The sequence below is a fragment of the Brevundimonas subvibrioides ATCC 15264 genome (genome assembly GCF_000144605.1).
Taxonomy (GTDB): Bacteria; Pseudomonadota; Alphaproteobacteria; order Caulobacterales; family Caulobacteraceae; genus Brevundimonas; species Brevundimonas subvibrioides.
The window spans coordinates 3083461-3103350 of sequence record NC_014375.1 but is presented as its reverse complement, the minus strand read 5'-3'; the positions used below and the strand labels follow the sequence as shown (position 1 = coordinate 3103350).

At 69.0% G+C, this 19890-nt stretch carries 20 protein-coding genes and 1 tRNA gene; 10 read left to right on the top strand and 11 right to left on the bottom strand.

Annotated elements, in window-relative coordinates; all coding sequences use genetic code 11:
- Positions 1-45 precede the first annotated feature (45 nt).
- The 3 genes from BRESU_RS15135 (at position 46) to BRESU_RS15125 (ending at position 3524) form a co-directional block, all read left to right on the top strand.
- The gene (locus tag BRESU_RS15135; RefSeq protein ID WP_013270434.1) at positions 46-1008 is read left to right on the top strand and encodes a glycosyltransferase family 9 protein; all 963 of its coding nucleotides are present in this window, start codon (positions 46-48) and stop codon (positions 1006-1008) included.
- 369 nt (positions 1009-1377) lie between these two features.
- Positions 1378-2712, top strand: a complete 1335-nt coding sequence (locus BRESU_RS15130) for a dihydroorotase (protein WP_013270433.1) — start codon at positions 1378-1380, stop codon at positions 2710-2712.
- Entirely contained in the window at positions 2709-3524 is an 816-nt protein-coding gene (locus BRESU_RS15125) for a prephenate dehydrogenase/arogenate dehydrogenase family protein (protein WP_013270432.1), read from the top strand. Before BRESU_RS15130 ends, BRESU_RS15125 begins: the two co-directional genes overlap by 4 nt.
- On the opposite strand, the gene BRESU_RS15120 is transcribed toward BRESU_RS15125, so the two are convergent.
- Genes BRESU_RS15120 through BRESU_RS15110 form a run of 3 tightly spaced genes read right to left on the bottom strand, consistent with a single transcriptional unit; the run spans position 3464 to position 6245 of the window.
- Positions 3464-4423: a DUF6999 family protein gene (locus BRESU_RS15120; RefSeq protein ID WP_013270431.1), complete on the bottom strand. Its 960-nt coding sequence runs from the start codon at positions 4421-4423 to the stop codon at positions 3464-3466. The two genes, BRESU_RS15125 and BRESU_RS15120, sit on opposite strands and share 61 nt — an antisense overlap.
- Complete coding sequence (locus BRESU_RS15115; protein WP_013270430.1) at positions 4420-5103, bottom strand: iron-containing redox enzyme family protein; 684 nt, start codon at positions 5101-5103, stop codon at positions 4420-4422. Before BRESU_RS15115 ends, BRESU_RS15120 begins: the two co-directional genes overlap by 4 nt.
- A complete protein-coding gene (locus BRESU_RS15110) occupies positions 5103-6245 on the bottom strand; it encodes a beta-ketoacyl-ACP synthase III (protein WP_013270429.1) in 1143 nt (380 codons plus the stop codon). The genes BRESU_RS15115 and BRESU_RS15110 overlap by 1 nt, the downstream gene beginning before the upstream one ends.
- Positions 6246-6361: 116 nt before the next feature.
- On the opposite strand from BRESU_RS15110, the gene BRESU_RS15105 reads away from it, so the two are divergent.
- Positions 6362-6742, top strand: coding sequence for a VOC family protein (locus BRESU_RS15105; protein WP_013270428.1), 381 nt, complete (start codon positions 6362-6364; stop codon positions 6740-6742).
- On the opposite strand, the gene BRESU_RS15100 is transcribed toward BRESU_RS15105, so the two are convergent.
- On the bottom strand, positions 6739-7890 hold the full coding sequence (locus BRESU_RS15100) for an acyltransferase family protein (protein ID WP_013270427.1): 1152 nt from the start codon (positions 7888-7890) through the stop codon (positions 6739-6741). The genes BRESU_RS15105 and BRESU_RS15100 overlap by 4 nt on opposite strands.
- A gap of 117 nt (positions 7891-8007) precedes the next feature.
- On the opposite strand from BRESU_RS15100, the gene fliQ reads away from it, so the two are divergent.
- Genes fliQ through flhB form a run of 3 tightly spaced genes read left to right on the top strand, consistent with a single transcriptional unit; the run spans position 8008 to position 10147 of the window.
- Positions 8008-8271: a flagellar biosynthesis protein FliQ gene (gene fliQ / locus BRESU_RS15095; protein WP_013270426.1), complete on the top strand. Its 264-nt coding sequence runs from the start codon at positions 8008-8010 to the stop codon at positions 8269-8271.
- A gap of 21 nt (positions 8272-8292) precedes the next feature.
- Positions 8293-9066, top strand: coding sequence for a flagellar biosynthetic protein FliR (gene fliR / locus BRESU_RS15090; protein ID WP_013270425.1), 774 nt, complete (start codon positions 8293-8295; stop codon positions 9064-9066).
- Positions 9059-10147 (top strand): flagellar biosynthesis protein FlhB, encoded by a 1089-nt coding sequence (flhB, locus tag BRESU_RS15085; RefSeq protein ID WP_013270424.1) that lies wholly within the window; start codon positions 9059-9061, stop codon positions 10145-10147. Before fliR ends, flhB begins: the two co-directional genes overlap by 8 nt.
- Here the strand turns inward: flhB and BRESU_RS15080 are convergent.
- A complete protein-coding gene (locus BRESU_RS15080; protein ID WP_013270423.1) occupies positions 10092-11348 on the bottom strand; it encodes an FAD-binding domain-containing protein in 1257 nt (418 codons plus the stop codon). The genes flhB and BRESU_RS15080 overlap by 56 nt on opposite strands.
- A 131-nt stretch (positions 11349-11479) precedes the next feature.
- Between BRESU_RS15080 and cckA the strand changes: the two genes are divergently transcribed.
- Entirely contained in the window at positions 11480-13543 is a 2064-nt protein-coding gene (gene cckA, locus BRESU_RS15075) for a cell cycle histidine kinase CckA (protein ID WP_013270422.1), read from the top strand.
- 62 nt (positions 13544-13605) lie between these two features.
- Here cckA and BRESU_RS15070 read toward each other — a convergent pair whose 3' ends face one another.
- Together BRESU_RS15070 and fdxA are read right to left on the bottom strand one after the other, a co-directional pair.
- Entirely contained in the window at positions 13606-14166 is a 561-nt protein-coding gene (locus BRESU_RS15070) for a CarD family transcriptional regulator (protein WP_013270421.1), read from the bottom strand.
- 302 nt (positions 14167-14468) lie between these two features.
- On the bottom strand, positions 14469-14810 hold the full coding sequence (gene fdxA, locus BRESU_RS15065) for a ferredoxin FdxA (RefSeq protein WP_041762782.1): 342 nt from the start codon (positions 14808-14810) through the stop codon (positions 14469-14471).
- A 199-nt stretch (positions 14811-15009) separates the two neighbouring features.
- Between fdxA and BRESU_RS15060 the strand changes: the two genes are divergently transcribed.
- Complete coding sequence (locus BRESU_RS15060; protein ID WP_013270419.1) at positions 15010-15642, top strand: YceI family protein; 633 nt, start codon at positions 15010-15012, stop codon at positions 15640-15642.
- 69 nt (positions 15643-15711) lie between these two features.
- Here BRESU_RS15060 and BRESU_RS15055 read toward each other — a convergent pair whose 3' ends face one another.
- From BRESU_RS15055 to BRESU_RS15045, 3 genes are read right to left on the bottom strand one after another with little or no spacing between them, the layout of a single operon-like run.
- Positions 15712-15999: an RNA-binding S4 domain-containing protein gene (locus BRESU_RS15055; RefSeq protein ID WP_013270418.1), complete on the bottom strand. Its 288-nt coding sequence runs from the start codon at positions 15997-15999 to the stop codon at positions 15712-15714.
- Positions 15996-18476 (bottom strand): helicase-related protein, encoded by a 2481-nt coding sequence (locus BRESU_RS15050; RefSeq protein ID WP_013270417.1) that lies wholly within the window; start codon positions 18474-18476, stop codon positions 15996-15998. Before BRESU_RS15050 ends, BRESU_RS15055 begins: the two co-directional genes overlap by 4 nt.
- A gap of 34 nt (positions 18477-18510) precedes the next feature.
- A complete protein-coding gene (locus BRESU_RS15045) occupies positions 18511-18948 on the bottom strand; it encodes an ABA4-like family protein (protein WP_013270416.1) in 438 nt (145 codons plus the stop codon).
- Between the two features lie 245 nt (positions 18949-19193).
- Between BRESU_RS15045 and BRESU_RS15040 the strand changes: the two genes are divergently transcribed.
- A tRNA-Arg gene (locus BRESU_RS15040) sits at positions 19194-19270 on the top strand.
- A 102-nt stretch (positions 19271-19372) separates the two neighbouring features.
- On the opposite strand, the gene BRESU_RS15035 is transcribed toward BRESU_RS15040, so the two are convergent.
- A complete protein-coding gene (locus BRESU_RS15035) occupies positions 19373-19888 on the bottom strand; it encodes a 2'-5' RNA ligase family protein (protein ID WP_013270415.1) in 516 nt (171 codons plus the stop codon).
- Positions 19889-19890: the final 2 nt, after the last annotated feature.

Sequence of the window (19890 nt, the reverse complement as noted above, 5' to 3'; positions counted from 1 at the left end):
ACCCCTGTGGCGCGGAGGAGCAGAGAATCCGTATACGGTCTACCCATGAGTGCCCGCTTTCCCATCCTGTACATCGCCGAGGCCGACGCAGAGGCCGCCGTCCTGTCGTCCGGCGTCCTCAGTTATCTGGTCGTCAGCCTGCCGGAGGCGGACTTCACCATCGTCGGATCGGCCGCGTCGGCCCCGCTGTTCGCCGACACGCCGCGCCTGAAACGGCTGATCGTGCTGGACCGGACCGGGCGATGGGACTGGCTGGGGCTGTGGAACCAGGTGCGCGACACGCGCTGGGGCCTGGTCGTCGACATGCGCGGCACCAAATTCTCGGAACGCCTGCGCCGCCTGAAGCGCGCCGTGCGCGGCCCGGACCAGCCCGGCCTGCATGCCGTCGAGGCGGCCGCCCGCGTGCTGCAGCTCGACGACGTGCCCGCGCCCCGTCTGTTCTTCGGCGCGGAAACGCGCGCCACGGCCGACGCCCTGATCGGACCCGACCCCGCGCCCATTCTGGCCGTCGGTCCCGGCACCGACTGGATCGGCACCCGCTGGCCCGCCGAGCGCTATGCCAAGGTCGCCGGACCGCTTCTGGCGGCGGACGGGCCCCTGGCCGGAGGGCGTCTGATGATCGTGGGCGAGGAGGCCGACCGCGACCTGGCCCACACCATCCGGCTGGCCGTGCCGCGCACCCGGGTGATCGAGCTGCAGGGCAAGCTGACGCGGCTCCAGACCGCCGCTGCCCTGTCGCGCGCCAGCCTCTACGTCGGGGCCGACTCCCTCTGGACCCAGCTGGCGGTGGCGGCCGGCGTGCCCTCCGTCGGCGTCTTCGGCCCGTCCGACGACGCCCGCGTCGGGCCTTGGAAGGGCGTCTCCCTGCGCGGCGAACGGTCGCTGGACGAGTTCAAGGCCATCGACCCGCGCCTGAACCAGCACATCCACCACATGCTGGGCCTGCCCGCCGACCGCGTCCTGCGCGCCGCGCGCGGGCTGCTGGCGCGGGAGACACAGGCGGGCTGACGGTCGCGGATGTGTCCGCTTCGGGCCCTGCTATTGGACACATCGACAACGACCCTCCCCCGCAACTTTGCGGGGGAGGGAGACCGCCCGAAGGGTGGTGGAGGGGGCGGAAACACGCGCTGTGTCTGGGGTTGCTCCCTCTACCCCTGCGCAAGCGCGCGGCGGTCCCCCTCCCCCGCTGCGCAGGGGAGGATCAATCTCCGGAAAAGTTTTCAGCCCTGTATTCCACCTCATCTATAATGGTCAGGACGACGCACCGGCTGACCCTCGCCCCGAACAGGTCGGACGGGTCGGACGGGTCGGACGGTGTTTTTCGTCCGCTCGAAATCAGACTATTCAGACCCTGCCCTTCCAGACCCGGACCCTGCGATGACCCAGACCTATGACCTGATCGTTCGTGGCGGCGAGGTGGTGAACCACGCGGGCCGGGGCATGGCCGACGTCGGCGTGCGGGACGGGCGGATCGCCTTCGTCGGCGACCTGTCCCAGGCCTCGGCCGGTGAGGTCGTCGATGCCTCGGGCCTGACCGTCCTGCCCGGCGTCATCGACACCCAGGTCCACTTCCGCGAACCGGGTCTGGAGTGGAAGGAAGACCTCGAGACGGGCTCCCGCGCCGCCGCGCTCGGCGGGGTCGTCGCCGTGTTCGAGATGCCCAACACCGAACCCAACACCACTGACGCCGACACCCTGGCCGACAAGCTGGCCCGCGCCCGCGACCGGATGTGGACCGACCATGCCTTCTACGTCGGCGGCACCCACGCCAACGCCGCGTTCCTGGGCGAGCTGGAGCGGCTGCCGGGCTGCTGCGGGATCAAGGTCTTCATGGGGGCCTCCACGGGCGATCTGCTGATCGCCGACGACGACGGGGTGCGAAAGGTGCTGAACGCCGTGTCGCGCCGCGCCACCTTCCATTCCGAGGACGAGTACCGCCTGGCCGAGCGCCGCCCCCTGGCCCGCACGGGCGACTGGACCAGCCACCCCGAGGTCCGCGACGCCGAAAGCGCGATCATGTCGACCCGCCGCCTGGTCCGGCTGGCGAAGGAAACCGGCAAGCGCATCCACGTCCTGCACGTCTCGACCGCCGAGGAGATCGAATTCCTCGCCCACCACAAGGACGTCGCCACCGTCGAGACCACGCCCCAGCACCTGACCCTGGACGGCGACGAGGCCTATGCGCGTCTCAAGGGCTATGCCCAGATGAACCCGCCGATCCGCAACGCACCGCACATCGCCGGCCTGTGGGGCGGCATCGACCAGGGCGTGGTGGACGTGCTCGGCTCGGATCACGCACCGCACACGAAGGAGGAGAAGGCCAAGCCCTATCCCGCCTCGCCGTCGGGCATGCCGGGCGTCCAGACCCTGGTGCCGGTCATGCTGACCCATGTGGCGAACGGCCGGATGACGCTGGAACGCTTCGTCGACCTGACCTCGGCCGGGGCCCAGCGCATCTTCAACATCGCCGGCAAGGGACGTCTCGCCGAGGGATACGACGCCGACCTGACGCTGGTGGATCTGAAGGCGAAGCGCACCATCACCCACGACCAGCAGGCCAGCCGCTGCGGCTGGACGCCCTTCGACGGCTTCGAGGCGACCGGCTGGCCGATGACCACGATCGTGCGCGGCCGCGTGGTCATGTCCGACGGCGACCTGGTCGGCACCGCCCACGGACGCCCGGTCAACTTCCAGGAGGCCCTGACCGCGTGAGCCGGCCGGCCGCACAGCGCCCCCGACTGGGCCTGATCGGCTATGGCGCGTTCGGCCGCCTGACCGCCCGGCACCTGTCGCCCTGGTTCGAGGTCCTGGCCCATGATCCGGCCGCTACTGCGGAAGAGGGCGACGCGGCCCGTCTGACCGACCTGGCCACGGCCGCCGCCTGCCCGGTGGTGATCCTCGCCGTCCCGGTGGAGGGGCTGGCGCAGACCCTGTCGGCCATCGCGCCCGACCTGCAGGAGGGCGCGCTGATCCTCGACGTCGGGTCGGTCAAGGTCGGCCCCGCCCGCCTGATGGCCGAACACCTGCCCGCCCACGTCCAGACCGTCGGGACCCACCCCCTGTTCGGGCCGCAGAGCGCGCGCGACGGCATCGCCGGGCTTCGCATCGCCGTCTGCCCGGTGCGGGGCGACCGGATCGCCCGCCGCGTCGCCGCCTTCTGCCGCCATGCCCTGAAGCTGAAGGTGTTCCTCGTCTCGCCGGAGGATCACGACCGCGAGGCGGCCGTCGTCCAGGGGCTGACGCACCTGATCTCGCGCGTCCTGCTGTCGATGGAGCCCCTGCCGACGCGGATGACCACCACCAGCTTCGAGCGGATCATGCAGGCGGTCGAGATGGTCCGCTACGACTCCCCCGCCGTCTTTCGCGCCATCGAACGCGAGAACCCCTATGCCGCCGGGGTCCGCGACCGCTTCTTCGACCTGGCCGCCCGCGCCCGGGCCGACCTCGACGACGGAGCCGCGGCTCAGGCCAGCTCCGGCCCGCCCGTGGGATCCCTTGGATCCAGCGGCAGCCCCGCCTCCTGACGGGCTTTCAGCACCCGCAGCCAGCCGTGCATGGCCTCGCAGTCCAGCCCGTGCATCATCAGCCGGAAGCCCGCCTGCAGCGTCGACAGGGTGACCAGCGGGTGGCCGTTCTTGACGAAATGCATGTGGTAGTCGGTCCCCAGGATCCGCCCGATATAGATGCCGACGATCTCGTCCAGCTGCAGCGAATGGCTGGCCCGCATGAAGTCGGCGCGGGGCAGCATCAGGGCATACAGCGGGGTGTAGAACTCCACCGCGGTCTGGATGTCGATCCGGTTCAGCGGGCCGGTCGGGAAGGTCTCGAAGTCCGGTTCGATGTCCGACAGCATGGAGAAGTCGACCCGCTCCGGCGGCGTGATCTCCTTGCCGGCGGCGCGCAGCGCCATGTTCAGCTCGATGATGAAGTTGAAGATGTTCAGGTCGTGCTGGAGGAAGACGTTGTCCTCCAGGTCCTTCAGCGTCAGCGGCTTCAGCGGCACCGTCTTCACCAGCGCCGGATCGACCCCCGCATTGGCCTTCAGAAAGGCCAGCAGCTCGGTCCCCACATGGAAGTGGCGCAGGATCAGGGTATTGCATTCGGGGCTGCCGAAGGTGCGCAGACCCCAGTGGATGGACTTGTGCAGCAGGCCGTTGAGGTTCGGATAGCGGGGCGAGATCGCCCGCAGGACCTTCACGATGCAGAAGAAGAGGAAGACCACCGGGCGGCTGACCGGAAACAGCCACCGCCGTGACCACGACCGTGCACCGAGCAGGAGCGCCCGCTTGGCCTGCGGATCGATCGGCAGGGAATGGTCGAGATACAGCGCCAGCCACGGGTCCGGGTCATTGGGGTCGTAGCGCCGCGCGTCGAACGGATCGGTCTTCCACTCGGCCGTGTCGCCGCCGTCGGACAGGCTCACGCGGCGATCTCCTCGATCTGAAGCGCATAGAGCCGGGCGGTGACCTTCGCGGTCATCACGATCCGTTCGGCGACGGCGGCGTCCGGCAGCACCATCCGCAGCATCTCCTCGAACTCCTGCATGTGCTCGGCGTCGTTCTCGCCGTGGTACAGCAGGAACCGCACGGCCTCGTCGGGCAGGTTCAGCCGTTCCTTGACCTGCCGGCCCCAGGGCGCGGCCTTGATCGATCCCAGGCCCTCGATGATGAACATGGCACCCAGCAGGCCGAAGGGATCGGGCTTCGACGCCTCATGGAACATCCAGGCGGAAATGGCCTCGGATCCGACGTTCTTGGGGGCCGAGCGGATCACCTCGACCTCGCCGCCGGAGCAGACGAAGTCGGCCTCGAGCAGGCGGAAGTCGCGGTGCTCGGTCACCGCGTGACGCATCAGGGTCGAGCGCAGCTCCAGATGGCTCTCGCCGACGTTCGACGCGGCGCGCGACATCCAAAGGGCCCCGTCCTTCACCTGCTGGCGCAGGTTGATCAGGAACAGCTGGTAGTCGGCCAGTTCGAACCGGCCGCGCGTCAGCTTGCGGATCAGGGGCGTCGCCTCCAGCCGCTGCTCGAAGTCGGCGAAGACCACCGCCAGCTTGCGCAGGGTGTCGGCGACCTGGTCGTCCACACGTGTTCCGTCCGCCATCACACCACCTCGCACATCATGAACCCCACCATGGCCCGTCCGCTTTCTGGAACGATCAGCAGGACCTTCTCGCCGCGCTTCGCCCGCCCCGACTTCATGAATTCGTCGAGCATGACCCAGATTGAGGCCGCCCCGATGTTGCCGACGGTCGGCAGGTTGGAGAACCACTTTTCCTCGGGGATCATGGCGGCGGTGCTCTTGAGCACCGAGACGATCTCCTCGCGCAGCGACCGCGCCGAATAGTGGCACAGCAGGTGGTCGACCTCATCCGGGACGATCCGCCCCTGATCCACCTTTTCCAGCCAGACCCCGATCCAGGCCCGGATGACGATCTTGAGCAGTTCGAAGTCCTGCACCAGCGCCACCGACCCCGAGGCGTGCGCCGCCACCGGTCCGGCATGGCTCCACGCGCTCTTCATGTCCGCGCGGTCGGCGAAGGTCGAGCCCGCCCACATGCAGGGGTCGAACCGGCCCGCCAGCGAGGTCAGGTCGATCCAGTCGACCTTCAGGGACAGGCCGTCGGGTCGCGGTTTCGGCTCCATGATGACTGAGCCCGCCCCGTCGGACAGGGTGAAGCGCAGGAAGTCTGCCTCGACCCGCGCCCGGCCCTTGGCGTCGACCAGGGCGGTGCCTTCGTAGAATTCCGGCCGGAACCAGCGGGACGAAAACTCTCCCGCCGCCGCCGCCGCGACCTCGGCCTCGCCGGCGCGGACCTGGAGCCAGGCCCCCTTGGCCGCCATCAGGGCGGAGGCGCAGACGGACTGGTAGCTGGCGATCTCGATCGGCCCCGCGCCCAGTTCCGCGTGCACCGCGCTGGCGTGGCCGGGCACGATATAGTCGCCCTGGGTCGTGGCCGTGGCGAGGTGGCCCAGCCGGCCGACCGACAGGCCCGCGTCGTCCAGTGCCGCCCTCGTCGCCGCCGCCGTCATCGAGGCGTTGGAGTGCAGCGGCCGGCCCTCGGGCGTGAGGGCATAATGGCGTGTCTCCACCCCGTTCCAGCGCAGCGCCCGACGACCCACCGCCGAGCTCCGCCCCCCGATGCGGCCGATGAAGTCCTCCATCGTGTCCACGCCGACGGGATCGCCGGGCAGGAAGGCGCCGGTCCCGGTGATGTAGACGTCGCGCAGCAGGCCTTCGGACATGATGCATCCCTGCCCCGATTGACCCCGTCGCCGCAAGCAGACCGATTCTGACGGCGACATCGGCGGAACGCGTCCGGCTTGCCGCACGCTTGAGAGGGCCACACAGGAACCGACCCATGCTGAAAGCCCGGAACTCTGCCGCCATCGTCGCGGTCAAGGACATCGCGCGTTCCCGCGCCTTCTACGGCGAGACGCTCGGTCTGAACCTGGCTCCCGACAGCGGGGACGACCCCACCGTCTTTCAGACGGGCGACACACGGCTGATCGTCTATGTCTCGGAGTTCGCCGGGACCAACAAGGCCAACGCTTTGGTCTGGGGCGTCGGCGAAGAGATCGAGAGCATCGTCAGGGATCTGGCAGCGAAGGGCGTGACGTTCGAACGCTATGACCTGCCCGAGGCGACCTACGCCGACGGCATCCATCGCATGGGCGATTTCCGCGCCGCCTGGTTCAAGGACCCGGACGGCAACATCCTGCACATCAACAGCGGCAGCTAGCCTTCCAGTGACACCACCGCGCCGGCCTCGATCGGTCGGCGCGACGTGCGGCGACGCGACAGCCGGGCCTTGATGGCGTTCTGGATCGGCTGGTCGATGGCGGTGTGGAAGGCGAAGGCGAACACGAACGCGGCCAGCACGCCGACACCCCACAGGCCCCACTGGACCGGCACCGACAGGGCGAACTTCGCGATCATCACATTGACCACGCCGAACCAGGCGATGCGCACCACCTCATTGGTGATGAACATCGAGAACGACACCACGCTGGCCCGTTCGATGAGCTTCGAGGGCCTCAGGACCGGGATCGCCCCCGCCGCCAGGATGATCAGCGAAATGAAGGTCAGCGAGATCAGGGCGTTCTTGTCGAAGGCCTGAACCACCGCCAGCCCGACCGCGGCCGACACACCCACGATGCGGGCCAGACGCGGTGCGATCCAGACCCGTTCTGTAAAGACGGCCAGTCCCATGCCCAGCACGAACAGGGGCAGGGCGCGCAGGAAGCCGAACTTCATCGGCATCTGGTAGACGGGGAATCCGAGCCAGGCCTGCGTCGCCGCATTGGCGATCAGGTAAAGCCCCACCACCACCAGCAGGGCCGACCAGGGCCCCAGCCGCTTCAGGCCGGTCAGGATGTAGGGGAACAGGACGTAGCAGCCGACCAGGGCCGAGATGGACCAGCTGGGTGCGTTCCATCCCAGGCCGCCGTGGAGCCCGAAAGCCTGGGTCAGCGTCAGCTGCGCCGGCAGCTGGTCCCAGGCGAACCATTCGGGATTGCGGGGTGCCACGCCCGCCATCGTGCCGATCAGCACCAGCGCCACCAGCGACAGGCCCATGATCAGATGGGCCGGATAGACCCGCAGGAAGCGCTTGATGAAGAAGTCGCCCGGCGACATCGCCCCCCGTCCGACGGCTCCGCCATAGACCCGCATCAGCACATAGCCGCTGTCGATCAGGAAGAAGTTGGTCAGCAGGAATCCGCCCCGCTCGAACACCGGATGCAGGCTCTCGGCCAGAGGCACGGGGCCCGCCGCCTGGAAGTGATGCAGGATGATCAGGGAGGCCACAATGAAACGCAGCGCGTCCAGCCATCCCCCTCTGGAGATGGCGGGTGTCTCGTTACGGGTCGAAATTGCGCTCCAGGCCATCGGATACCTCTCTTCTGGGGAGAAATCCGCAAGGAGCGGGCCAGCGGCCGACATTGCTAACGTCGCATTAACCACGCTCCCGGCAGTTTCTGCCCAGTTCCTGAAGGGTGTTGGGCGATGAGCGGCGCAGAAGTTCTGGATGTGGGCCGCGATGCCATCTGGCTGACCGTGCAGCTGTGCGCTCCGGTCCTGATCGTGGGACTGGTCGTCGGTGTGGGCATCGGCCTGTTTCAGGCCCTGACCCAGATCCAGGAACAGACCCTGGTCTATGCCCCCAAGATCATCGCCATCTTCGTCTCCCTGCTTCTGTTCCTGCCGCTGATGGGCGGGCTGCTCGGGGCCTTCATGCGCACGATCGCGGCGCGCATCTCGGGCATGTAGGGCTGGCGGGACGCCAAAAAGATGGATCCCTACGCGACCGCCGATCAGGTCTGGGCCGGCGGGCTGATCTTCGCCCGGATCGGCGCGATCCTGCTGAGCCTGCCCGGCATCGGCGAAAGCTATGTGCCGCCCCGCATCCGGCTGTCCCTGGCGCTGGTGGTGTCGCTGGCGCTCTGGCCGATCGTGTCGCCGTCGCTGCCGGCCCTGCCCGAGACGATCGGCGGCATGGTCGGCTGGATCATCCGCGAGGTGGTGACCGGCCTGATGATCGGCGCGATCCTGCGGGCCTTCACCGGGGCCCTCGCCACCGCCGGGGAGATCGTCTCGCTTCAGACGACGCTCAGCTTCGCCCAGACCGCCAATCCGCTGCAGGCCCAGCCCGGTGCCACGATCTCTGCCTTCCTGATGATCCTGGGCACGGTGCTGGTGTTCGCGACCAACACCCATCACCTGTTCATCGCCGGCCTGGTCGGGTCCTATGAGCTGATCGCGCCCGCACGGCCTCTGATCATGGCCGACTTCACCGAACTGGCCATCCGCACCATCGCCGACAGCTTCATGCTGGGGGTGCAGCTGGCGGCCCCGGTCATCGTCTTCGCCCTGATCTTCAACCTGGCGTCGGGGCTGGTGGCGCGGGTGATGCCGCAGTTTCAGGTCTTCTTCGCCGCCGCCCCGCTCAGCGTCATCCTCGGCCTGTCGATCTTCGCCCTGTCGCTGGGGGTGATGGGCACGGTCTTCATCGACCGCTACCGCGCCCTCGCCCGACTGTTCGTCCCGGGAGGCAGCATTGGCTGAAGACGCCGATCCCGAGTCCAAGACAGAAGAGGCGTCACCTCAGAAACTCGAGGAGGCGCGAAAGAAGGGCGACGTCGCGAAATCCGCCGACGTCGCCCCGGCCCTCAGCCTGCTGTGCGTCACCGGCGTCCTCATCATGGGCGGGGGCTATTTCGCGACCAATATGGCGCAGGGTTTCCTGCCCTTCATCGCCGCGCCCCACGCCATGCTGGGCGGGCTGGAGGCCGGCGGCGGAGTCGAGATCGGGGCCCGCGTCCTGTGGGTCGTCGCGCCTTTCCTCGGCGCCGTGATGCTGGCCGCGATCCTGGGCGGGGTCGGCGGAAACGTGGCCCAGTCGGGCCTCGTCATCTCGGCGGAGAAGATGAAGCCCAAATGGAGCAAGGTCAGCCCCATGGCCGGCTTCAAGCGCATCTTCGGGCCCGATGGCCTGATGCAGTTCGCGCAGACCCTTCTCAAACTGGTGGCCGTGGGCGTGATCTGCTGGATGGTGCTGAAGCCGCACGCCCGACAGTTCGAGACCATGGCCGCCATGTCTCCCCTGACGATCCTGCCGCTGGCACGCGATCTGATGATCGCGCTGATGAGCTCGGCCCTGGTCTTCCTGGCCCTGACCGCCGGGGGGGACTTCGTCTGGCAGAAGATGCGCTTCGCCAAGCGGATGCGGATGTCGAAGGAAGAGCTGAAGGAGGAGTACAAGCAGTCCGAGGGCGACCCGCACATCAAGGCCAAGCTGAAGCAGATCCGCATGCAGCGCAGCCGCCAGCGGATGATGCAGAACGTGCCCAAGGCCACCGTGATCGTGACCAACCCGACCCACTATTCCGTGGCCCTGCGCTACGAGGCCGGCGACGCCGCCCCCGTCTGCGTGGCCAAGGGCGTGGACGCGGTCGCCATGCGCATCCGCGAGGTCGCGCGCGAACATGACGTGCCGATCGTCGAGAACGTGCCGCTCGCCCGGGCGCTCTATGCCGCCGTCGACATCGACGAGACCATCCCGCGGGAGCATTTCGAGGCGGCGGCCCGGGTCATCGGCTTCGTGATGAAGAAGCGCCAGCCGGGCATGCGCCGCGCCGGGGGCTGATCCCCGTCGCCGACGATAAGATCCGCAGGCCGTCGGCCATCAGGGCGGCCGGCGCGCGTTCCCGGAACTTGAAGAAGCCCCGGGTCGCCAGCGGCCACAGTCGGTCGTCCCACGATCGGCGCACCCGGATCAGGGCGATCCCCTGTTCCGTCAGCTCGGCCTCCAGCCGCTCAAGAGCATCCGCCATGGGGCCCACCGGGGCCTCCAGCACGACCACCCGGTCCACCGCGGCCTCCCTTGCGGCATCCCGGATGGCGTCGTGTGAGGCCATCGGCATAACCCGGGCGGGTCTGTCGAACCGGGCCGCGCAGCGCATGGCCGCATCCTCGGCCGCCGCGGCCGCGAACCGGCCTGGGTCGCCACCCGCCATGACGACGATCGCCTCGGGTTGCCACGCGACCGAAAAGGCGCTCTCCGGGTTCAGGTCTTCGCCGGTCACCAGCAGAAGGCTCCGTCCGGCCGGCGGCGAGGCCTCCAGCATCGGGAGCGGTCGGGCCGCCGGCAGAGGGTCTTCGCTCAGCGGCAGGGCCCGCGTCGCCAGCCCCCTGGGCTTGAACCGGCCGTTGGTGAACCGCTGGATGTTCTCGGGCGTCGCCAGATAGGTCTTGCCCACGGTCTGCAGTCCCGCCACCCAGCGCCAGGACAGGGTGTTCGAGGCCGGGTCGCCGTCCAGCAGATGGCGCAGAAAGAAGTCCGCACCCAGCGCCCAGGGCAGGCCGAGGGTGAAGATCCAGATCGAGGCGAACCACATCCGCGCGTGGTTGTGCAGGTAGCCGGTCCGGACCAGCTCCCGCGCCCAGTCGTCAAAGCCTTCGATGCCCGTCGCCCCCGCCTCGGCCTGGGCGACCGCCCGCTCCAGGCCCGACGCGCGCGGCGCGTCCCGTTCGGCCTGGTATCGGGTCCAGACCTCGGGGTTCATCTGCAGCCAGCCCTTCCAGTAGGTGCGCCACAGCACCTCCTGGATGAAGCGCTGGGCCGCGCGCGGGTCGTGGCGCTCCAGCACGCCGGCGACGACCTCGCGTTCGGTCAGCAACCGGTGGCGCAGCCATGGCGAAAGCCCCGACACTGCCAGATGTCCCCCGGGTCCGGCATCGGTGTTGCGCCCCATGGCATAGGCCTCGCCCGCGTGCGGCACGAAGTCCGCCAGCCGTTGAAGGCCGGCGGCACGGGTGGGCGGAAAGCGATCGAGCGGTTCGGGCATGACTGATGGCCATAGCGCAGGCCCCGCGCGTCGGGGCTGCGGCCGATCGCGCGGGGGCGGCCTGTCCCGCATTTCGCCAGTCGGCCGGATCGCGCGTATGCTTCGTCCCTGCGATTCGCGGGAGCGACCCCATGACCACAACCGGATCGACCCGCCCCAGCCCGCCGGTCGACATCACCCTGATCCTGATGGTGGCGGGCTTCACCGTCGCCATTGCCGCCCTGGCCTGGCCGATGTTCCGCGCCGCCCCGCTCTCGACGCCGCACATGATGCTGATGATGGCGGTGACGGGTGTGGCCCTGGTGGGCCTGTTCGTCTTCGGCCGTCGCGAGGTCCACAAGCCCGCCCGGCCCGACGGCGACGTGGCGGTCGAGATTTTGGACGCCATGGCCGAACCGTCGGCTCTGGTCACCGGGTCAGGCCAGGTCCTGGCCTTCAACGGGGCATGGGTGTCGCAGAACGGCGCGACCGTCGCCCTGCCGCGAGCCCAGTCGGCCCAGGCGCTCTACATGGCCTTCGCCCAGGCGCGGTCCGGCCGGCAGGGCCGCGCCATCGTGACCATCGGCAGCCGCGAGATCGAGGTCCTGATCGGTCCGGCCGGGGAGGGGCGGTTCCTCGTCCGCGAGGCTCCCGAGGCGACCCTGACCACCCCGCCGCCGCCGGTGGCCGGAAATGCCTATGTCGCCCAGGCGGGCGAGGGGCGGGCGATGGCTGCGGGAGCCCCGTTCGGCTCGGCGGTGATCGGCGGCGAGGACCTGTTCGCGGGGCGGGCCGAGGACAGCAACCCGGCCTTGGCGGTCCTGACCGGTCCTGCGGCGGCGCGCGACGCCGCCTTCGGTCATCTGTTCGATCCGACCGGTGTCGTCGAGGCGCGCGAGCGGATGGCCGCCGGATCGACGGGGCCGATCGAGCTGGTCGCCCGCGCCCACCCCGACCGGATGCTGCACCTGTATGTGGCCCCGGAGGGCGACAAGCGCCGCGTCTGGCTGTTCGACGTCTCCGCCCAGAAATCGATGGAGCTGCAGCTGTCGCAGGCCCAGAAGATGCAGGCCGTGGGCCAGCTGGCCGGCGGCGTGGCACACGACTTCAACAACCTGCTGACCGCCATCCAGCTGCAGCTGTCCGAGCTGCTGGAGCGCCACCCGGTCGGCGATCCCTCCTATGACGGCCTCAACCAGATCCGCCAGACGGGGATCCGCGCCGCCGACCTGGTGCGCAAGCTGCTGGCCTTCTCGCGCAAGTCGACGGTGCGGCGCGAGCGTCTGGACCTGGGCGAGCTGGTCGGCGAGTTCGCGGTCCTGCTGCGTCGCCTGCTGCGCGAGGACGTGCGGCTGGAAACCGACTACGGCCGCGACCTGCCGATCGTGCTGGCCGACAAGTCCCAGCTGGAGACGGCGGTGATGAACCTGGCCGTCAACGCCCGCGACGCCATGCGCGGCGTGGTCGAGCCGGGCGCCGGGGTGGTCACCATCCGCACCCTGCGGCTGACCCAGGAGCAGGCCCGGACCCTCGGCTGGCGCGAGGCCCCGGCGGGCGACAGCGCCCTGATCGAGGTGTCCGACACCGGCCCCGGCGTTCCGCCCGAACTGCTGGACAAGATCTTCGAGCCCTTCTTCACCACCAAGGCGGTCAACGAGGGCACCGGCATGGGTCTGGCCACCGTCTACGGCATCGTCCAGCAGGCCGGCGGCCACATCGGCGTGACCAACCTCGACGGAGCGGGCGCGGCCTTCCGCATCTTCCTGCCCGCCGCGACCGAACAGGAGCTGACCGAGGTCGCCCCCATCGAGATCAAGATGAAGGCCGCGCCGCGCGACCTGTCCGGCAACGGCCGCATCCTGTTCGTCGAGGACGAGGCGGCGGTGCGCGGCATCGCCGCCAAGCTGCTGCGCCAGCGCGGCTATGAGGTCATCGAGGCGGCCGATGGCGAGGAGGCCCTGATCCTGGCCGAGGAATGGGCCGGTCAGATCGACATGCTGATCTCGGACGTCATCATGCCGGGCCTGGACGGGCCGTCCCTGCTCAAGAAGGCCCGGCCCTTCCTCGGCGACGCGCCGGTCATGTTCATCTCGGGCTACGCCGAAAGCGACTTTTCGGACCTGCTGCAGGACGAGGTCGGCGTGTCCTTCCTGCCCAAGCCGCTGGACATCAAGACCCTGGCCGAACGGGTCAAGCAGGAGCTGCGGGGGGGCTAGGCAAAGAAAAAGGCCCGGTGTCTCCACCGGGCCTTCCTCAGATCAGCGATGACCTGAACAGATCAGGCCGCTTCGGCTTCCGAATCCTCGTCGGCCACTTCGGCGACGGGGGCGTTGGCCTTCTTGGCGCTCAGCGACTTGGACAGCAGCTGGACGGCGGCGTCCTTGTCGATGCGGTTGGCGGCGGCGACTTCGCGGGCCATCCGGTCCAGAGCCGATTCGTACAGCTGGCGCTCCGAATACGACTGTTCCGGCTGGCTGTCGGCCCGGTGCAGGTCGCGGACGACCTCGGCGATGCAGACCAGATCGCCCGAGTTGATCTTGGCTTCGTATTCCTGCGCGCGACGGCTCCACATCGTGCGCTTGATGCGAGCGCGGCCCTTCAGCGTCGACAGGGCCTTGGTCACGACGTCTTCCGACGCCAGCGAGCGCAGGCCGGCGGTCTTGGCCTTCTTGGTCGGGACGCGCAGGGTCATCTTCTCGTGGTCGAAGGTCACGACGTAAACCTCCAGCGACATGCCGGCGACTTCCTGGACCTCGACGGCCGCGACCTTGCCGACCCCGTGGGCCGGATAGACGACCGCGTCGCCAACCTTGAATTCCAGAACGCTCTTGGTGGTCATGTCATTCCTTTCCCGGACGCAGGGGACGGGCGAGACGCAGGCACGAAAGACAATTGCTCCGCCGACCGGTGAACTCGAACCGGTCGGGCTGTCTCAATCGTCAAACGTGGATACGGATCACCGAACCTCTGGCCGACCTCGTCTCGATGGACGAGGGTCTGTCGCAAACGCGGGCGGCGCGTGAAAAACGCAATCCGCCCGACCCAATGTGAAGGAACCTATCACAAAACGAGGCAATTTCAAAACGTCGCATGCAGACAGGCCGACCCGTGCCGAATCCCGGACCCCGGATCGGCGTTCGTTCAGGAGCCCTTGCCCGGCTCGGGGCTGAAGTATTTCTCGAACTTGCCGGTCTCGCGTTCGTACTGTTCACGATCGGCCGGCGGCGTGCCCTTGACGGTGATGTTGGGCCAGACGCGCGCGTACTGGGCATTGATCTGCAGCCATTTGCCGTCCGGTTCATCCTCGGTGTCGGGCTTGATGGCGTCGACCGGGCATTCCGGCTCGCAGACGCCGCAGTCGATGCATTCGTCCGGCGCGATGGCCAGGAAGTTCTCCCCCTCATAGAAGCAGTCCACGGGACACACCTCGATGCAGTCCATGAACTTACATTTCACGCAGGCGTCGGTGACGATGTAGGTCATGGGCAGGAAAATCGGCGTTTTGAAAGGATGGACGAAAGGCCCGTTCGGGCGTTCGGACATGGCAGGCGCGCCTCGCCCCTGTCAACACATCCGGCGGGCATCGATCGACGCATAAACCTTGCCCTTCCCGATAGCTCGCCTATTTGCATCAGTGCTGATTGCAGTTAGCGCTGTTTTTCCCACTCCAGGAGTTTGCCCCATGCTGAACCGTCGCCTGCTCGTTCGATCCACCGTCGCCGGGGCGCTTGCCCTTGGACTCGTCGGAGGTGGGGCCGTCGTCGCCCAGTCCGCCCTGACCCAGAACCCCGCCGAAGTCCGCGCCGGTGCCTATGCGCTGGATTCCGGCCACGGCAAGATCACCTGGTCGGTCAACCACCTCGGCTTCTCGACCTATTACGGCCAGTTCGTGAACGTGAAGGCGGACCTGACCCTCGACCCGGCCAACCCCTCGGCCAGCACCCTGACCGCCACCATTCCCCTGACCGACGTCGCCCCCAATGACGACCGGCTGAAGGCCCACCTCCAGACCGCCGACTTCTTCGACACGGCCAACCACCCGACCGCCACCTTCGTGTCGCGCTCGGTGACCGTGGACGCGGACGACGCCAATGAGGCCACGGTGGTCGGCGACCTGACCCTGCGCGGCGTCACCCGGCCCGTCACCATCGAGGTCGAGTTCAACCAGGCCGGCACTGCCATGGGCGGCTACAAGGCCGGTTTCGACGGCGAGGCCACCATCAAGCGCTCGGAGTTCGGCATCAACTACGCCCTGCCGGCCGTGTCCGACGAGGTGAAGCTGCACATCGAGGGCGAGTTCAACATCGCCGAGTAAGGCTGCTCAAGAGAGCTTGATGCACGCTTTCGGTGACCCACGAGGTGGGCCACCTCAAACGATCAAGCTCTACTCGGGGTCATCCCCGATCGAGACATAGAGGGCGCGGGCCTCCGCCGGGGGTCCGCGCCGCTCGCCCAGGGCCTCAACCCGCACGACCGTGATCCGGCCGTCGCGGGCGAAGACGATCTCGTCGCCCGGGTGAACGACCCGGCTGGGCTTGTCCAGCCGGGTCTGCCGTCCCTGATGCGTCAGCCGCACCGCGCCGCGCTCGACCAGGGCCGCGGCCAGCGACCGCGTCTTGGCGAACCGCGCCCGCCACAGCCAGACATCGATCCGGACGCTCTCGGGGCTCAATCGGCCGCCTTCCTGCGCCGTGTCCGCTTGCGGCGCTGCGGGGCGGCCTTCGCCGTCAGTTCCGCCAGCTTGGCGAAGGGCGAATCCTTCACGACCACGGGGGCCTTGCCGTCCCGATCCGGCATCTGGGCCCGCACGACCTTCAACGCCGCCCAGATCGCCTTCGCGTCCGCGGCGGTCCAGCCCAGGGTCTGCAGCGCCTCGTCCGAAAGGACGCCCTTGTTGTCGCGCCGCAGCATCTCGGCGCGTTCAAGGTCCTCGACGGGCACGGCCCAGCGCCCAGCGGCGCGCAGGCCGAAGGCCGCCAGCGCACGGGCGGACGGGGCGGGGCTCGGCAACAGGGTCAGGCCCTCCGGCCTGGCCCGGAACGGCTCGTCCGCGACGAAGGCCTGGGCCATCGCCCGGGCCCGGGGCTTCAATACGCCCGGCAGCCACACCGAATGGGTGCCCACCCGGATGGCAAAGGTCTTGATCGTGCGCCGCTCGACCTGACTGAGGGCGGCCAGGTCCCGCTCCACGTCGCGGCGGTCGATGACCCCGCCCGCCTCCAGCAGCCGGAAGGCGATGCCGCGCGGCAGGCCTTTCAACGCGCCGCTCTCGATCGCCGTCTTCAGGCGTCGCAGGTCGCGCAGCGCCCGTCCGGCCTCGGCCGCCAGCCAGGCCTCGATGCGCCGCTGGGCCCGGTCGCGGGCGGCCTGGGGCCCCAGATCCCCGATCAGGCGCACGCGGGGGCTGAACGGTTCGGTGTTGATGATCCGGGCGGCCAGGGCCCCCGACCACAGCACGTCCCCCTCGGGCGTGACCGAGAAGGCCTCGTCGCCATCGCCGGCCAGTCTGCCCAGCCGCCGCGCGATCTCGGGCCCCACCGCGCGCAGGGCCGCGGTCTTCAGCGTCCGGTCGGCCAGGGCCGAGCCGCCGGCCGCCACAGCGAACCGCACGCCCTCCAGATGCCCCACCGCCTCGCCGTCGACACTGACCACGCCGTCGTCAGCGACCTCGGCCATCGTGCCCTCGCGGTCGTGGAGGGATCGCATCAGGGCGGTGGTCTTGCGGTCCACGAACCGCGCGGTCAGCCGTTCGTGCAGCACATCCGACAGCCGGTCCTCCAGCGCCCGCGTCCGTTCGCGCCAGCCCTTCATACCGTCCAGCCAGTCCGGTCGGTTGGCGATATAGCTCAGCGTCCGCACCCCCGCGAGCCGCGCGGACAGTTGGTCGATCTGGCCGTCGTCGCGATCGACCTCGGCGAAGCGCGGCGCGAACCAGTCGTCGGTCAGCCGGCCGTGCTTGCCGGTCAGGGCGTGGAAGACGTCGCGCGACAGTCGGACGTGCTCCTCCAGCGTGGTCTTCTGGAAGTCGGGCAGCTGGCAGGCTTCCCACAGCCGCATGATGGTCCCGCGCGATCGGCCGATCCGCTTGACCTCGTCGTCCTGCAGGGCCCGGCGCAACAGGGTCTCGTCCAGCGCCTGTCCGGTCAGCTTCAGGCCCGGGACGCCGGGCGTCTGGACCAGCGAGCGCAGCAGGTCGGGCAGGGTGTCGAAATCCAGCCGGGCGTTGCGCCACTCGATCGCCTGGATCGGGTCGAAGCGGTGCTCGACCACCTGTTCGACCAAGTCCTCGTCCAGCTCCTCGGCCTCGCCCGTCACCCCGAAGGTGCCGTCGCGGATGTGGCGACCGGCCCGGCCGGCGATCTGGGCGATCTCGTGGGCGTGCAGCCAGCGGGTCCGCCGGCCGTCGAACTTGCGCATCCCGGCGAAGGCGACATGGTCGACGTCCATGTTCAACCCCATGCCGATGGCGTCGGTGGCGACCAGGAAGTCGACCTCGCCGGACTGGAACAGGGCCACCTGGGCGTTGCGGGTGCGGGGGCTGAGCGAGCCCATCACCACGGCGGCCCCGCCGCGCTGGCGCCGGATCAGTTCGGCGATGGCATAGACCTGCTCGGTGCTGAACGCGACGATGGCGCTCCGTCTCGGCAGACGGGTCAGCTTCTTGGACCCGGCATAGGTCAGCTGGGACAACCGCTCGCGGGTGACGATCTCGACGTCCGGGATCAGCCGGCGCATCAGGGGAGCCATGGTGGCGGCCCCCAGGAACATGGTCTCGAACCGGCCGCGCGCGTGCAGGAGGCGCGAGGTGAAGACGTGGCCGCGCTCGGGGTCGGCGGCCAGCTGGATCTCGTCGATGGCCAGGAACTCGACCTCGCGCTCCAGCGGCATGGCCTCGACGGTGCAGACCCAGAAATGGGGCCGGGACGGGATGATCTTCTCCTCGCCCGTGATCAGGGCGACGGCATTAGCCCCTCGCTGCCTGACGATCCGCTCGTAGATCTCGCGCGCCAGCAGGCGCAGCGGCAGGCCGATCATGCCCGAGGCGTGACCCAGCATCCGCTCGACCGCCAGATGGGTCTTCCCGGTATTGGTCGGCCCCAGCACCGCGACGACGCGGGAGGGCGGCAGGCCTGTCGAGCGGTCGCTCATGATTTCAATAAGGTGGCGATTCGCCCGGGGTTCCTCAACCCGCGTCGTGGACCGATCGACGCGCCAGACCCGCCCGAACCGCCATATAGGTCAGAAGCCCGACCGGGCCCGCCATCAGGGTCAGGAACAGGACCGGGATCATGGCCCAGTGCGGCACGCCCCGCTTGCCGGCATCCTCGATCGCCCAGGACCCGACCCACAGGTCGAAGGCCAGGTAGTGGACCCAGCCGACCAGCACGGCCTCCGGCTTGCTGAATCCCTCGGTCAGGCCCGACAGGGTGGTCAGGTCGCCGCCCAGCCCGCCATTCGCGACCGCCTGGACCAGAAGCACGCTGTAGGTGACGGCGAGGGCGACGGCGATGCAGCGCGCCGCCGCGATCACCAGGCCGCGCAGTAAGGGGGCCAGCGCCAGGACGATCCACCCGACCAGGGCCACGGTGTTGGCGACGTTGAACAGGGTGTCGAGGGTCATCGGCGTCTCCTGGGCAGCGGAGCTTAACAGGCTGATGCGGCTCACCGGAACAGGGGCGAAACGAATCAGGACCGAATCAGTGACACCGGCCGATTCGGGATTTGTTCACCCCAACATAGTGTAGCTTAAGGGCGATTAACCACAAGGGCGGACCGGTTCGCGCGAGCGTTCCAGACCGGGTGTGGCGCTCGAATTCGCCGGGCCATCTTCCCCGTCGGGGCGTGACCCGCTAGGACGCGGCCAACGGCTCCGTAGCTCAGCTGCATAGAGCAAGGCTTTCCTAAAGCCGAGGTCGGGGGTTGGAGTCCCTCCGGGGCCGCCACGTCCTCTGTGAGCCACAGCGAGGCAACCCGGACTCCGGGCCGACCATCCCGCTCCAGGGGTCGGCACAGACGGTGCCGTGCCCGCTCAACCGCCTCGAGGCTCAGGCCGCGTCGAACGCGAACCGATCGACGAGCGCCCACGGCCCGCCGAGATAGCGCCAGAGCAGCAGGCCTTCGGCGAAGATGGGGAAGGGCTCGAACTCCAGTTGCAGCTGCTCGAGCAGCCGGCGGGCCTCATCCGGCTCCGCCTTGTTCTGGACGGTGATGTGCGGCCGGTACCGGGCCTGATCCTGGCGGGTGAGCCACGGTGCGAACGCGCCCGCCAGTTCGGCCCGCAGCTGTTCGAGGTCGGTCGAAGCGAGCCGGTAGGCGACGCCGTTCCCCAGGAACCACGGGCCCCGCACGTCCACCTGCACAGGACGGCGGCGCGCGCACGCCGCCCGCAGCGTCTCCACGACCGCGTCCTCGTGTTCGCCGGGCAGGGCGTGAAAGAGCGTCACATGCGCCGGGACCTTGTTGCGGTGGCGCGGGAAGTGCGACTGGCGCAGATCCTCGAACCAGGCGAACGCCCCGTCGTCGAGGGCCGCCGTGACGATGAGGGGCGAAGGGTCGGCCATGG

What these genes read in the sequence shown, in the direction of transcription:
- BRESU_RS15130 (WP_013270433.1), top strand. Translation starts at nt 1,378, where the DNA reads ATGACCCAGACCTATGACCTGATCGTTCGTGGCGGCGAGGTGGTGAAC.
- BRESU_RS15110 (WP_013270429.1), bottom strand. Translation starts at nt 6,245, where the DNA reads ATGTCCGAAGGCCTGCTGCGCGACGTCTACATCACCGGGACCGGCGCC.
- BRESU_RS15060 (WP_013270419.1), top strand. Translation starts at nt 15,010, where the DNA reads ATGCTGAACCGTCGCCTGCTCGTTCGATCCACCGTCGCCGGGGCGCTT.
- BRESU_RS15115 (WP_013270430.1), bottom strand. Translation starts at nt 5,103, where the DNA reads ATGGCGGACGGAACACGTGTGGACGACCAGGTCGCCGACACCCTGCGC.
- BRESU_RS15080 (WP_013270423.1), bottom strand. Translation starts at nt 11,348, where the DNA reads ATGCCCGAACCGCTCGATCGCTTTCCGCCCACCCGTGCCGCCGGCCTT.
- fliR (WP_013270425.1), top strand. Translation starts at nt 8,293, where the DNA reads ATGGATCCCTACGCGACCGCCGATCAGGTCTGGGCCGGCGGGCTGATC.
- fdxA (WP_041762782.1), bottom strand. Translation starts at nt 14,810, where the DNA reads ATGACCTACATCGTCACCGACGCCTGCGTGAAATGTAAGTTCATGGAC.
- cckA (WP_013270422.1), top strand. Translation starts at nt 11,480, where the DNA reads ATGACCACAACCGGATCGACCCGCCCCAGCCCGCCGGTCGACATCACC.
- BRESU_RS15135 (WP_013270434.1), top strand. Translation starts at nt 46, where the DNA reads ATGAGTGCCCGCTTTCCCATCCTGTACATCGCCGAGGCCGACGCAGAG.
- BRESU_RS15050 (WP_013270417.1), bottom strand. Translation starts at nt 18,476, where the DNA reads ATGAGCGACCGCTCGACAGGCCTGCCGCCCTCCCGCGTCGTCGCGGTG.
- fliQ (WP_013270426.1), top strand. Translation starts at nt 8,008, where the DNA reads ATGAGCGGCGCAGAAGTTCTGGATGTGGGCCGCGATGCCATCTGGCTG.
- BRESU_RS15100 (WP_013270427.1), bottom strand. Translation starts at nt 7,890, where the DNA reads ATGGCCTGGAGCGCAATTTCGACCCGTAACGAGACACCCGCCATCTCC.
- BRESU_RS15105 (WP_013270428.1), top strand. Translation starts at nt 6,362, where the DNA reads ATGCTGAAAGCCCGGAACTCTGCCGCCATCGTCGCGGTCAAGGACATC.
- BRESU_RS15035 (WP_013270415.1), bottom strand. Translation starts at nt 19,888, where the DNA reads ATGGCCGACCCTTCGCCCCTCATCGTCACGGCGGCCCTCGACGACGGG.
- BRESU_RS15045 (WP_013270416.1), bottom strand. Translation starts at nt 18,948, where the DNA reads ATGACCCTCGACACCCTGTTCAACGTCGCCAACACCGTGGCCCTGGTC.
- BRESU_RS15070 (WP_013270421.1), bottom strand. Translation starts at nt 14,166, where the DNA reads ATGACCACCAAGAGCGTTCTGGAATTCAAGGTTGGCGACGCGGTCGTC.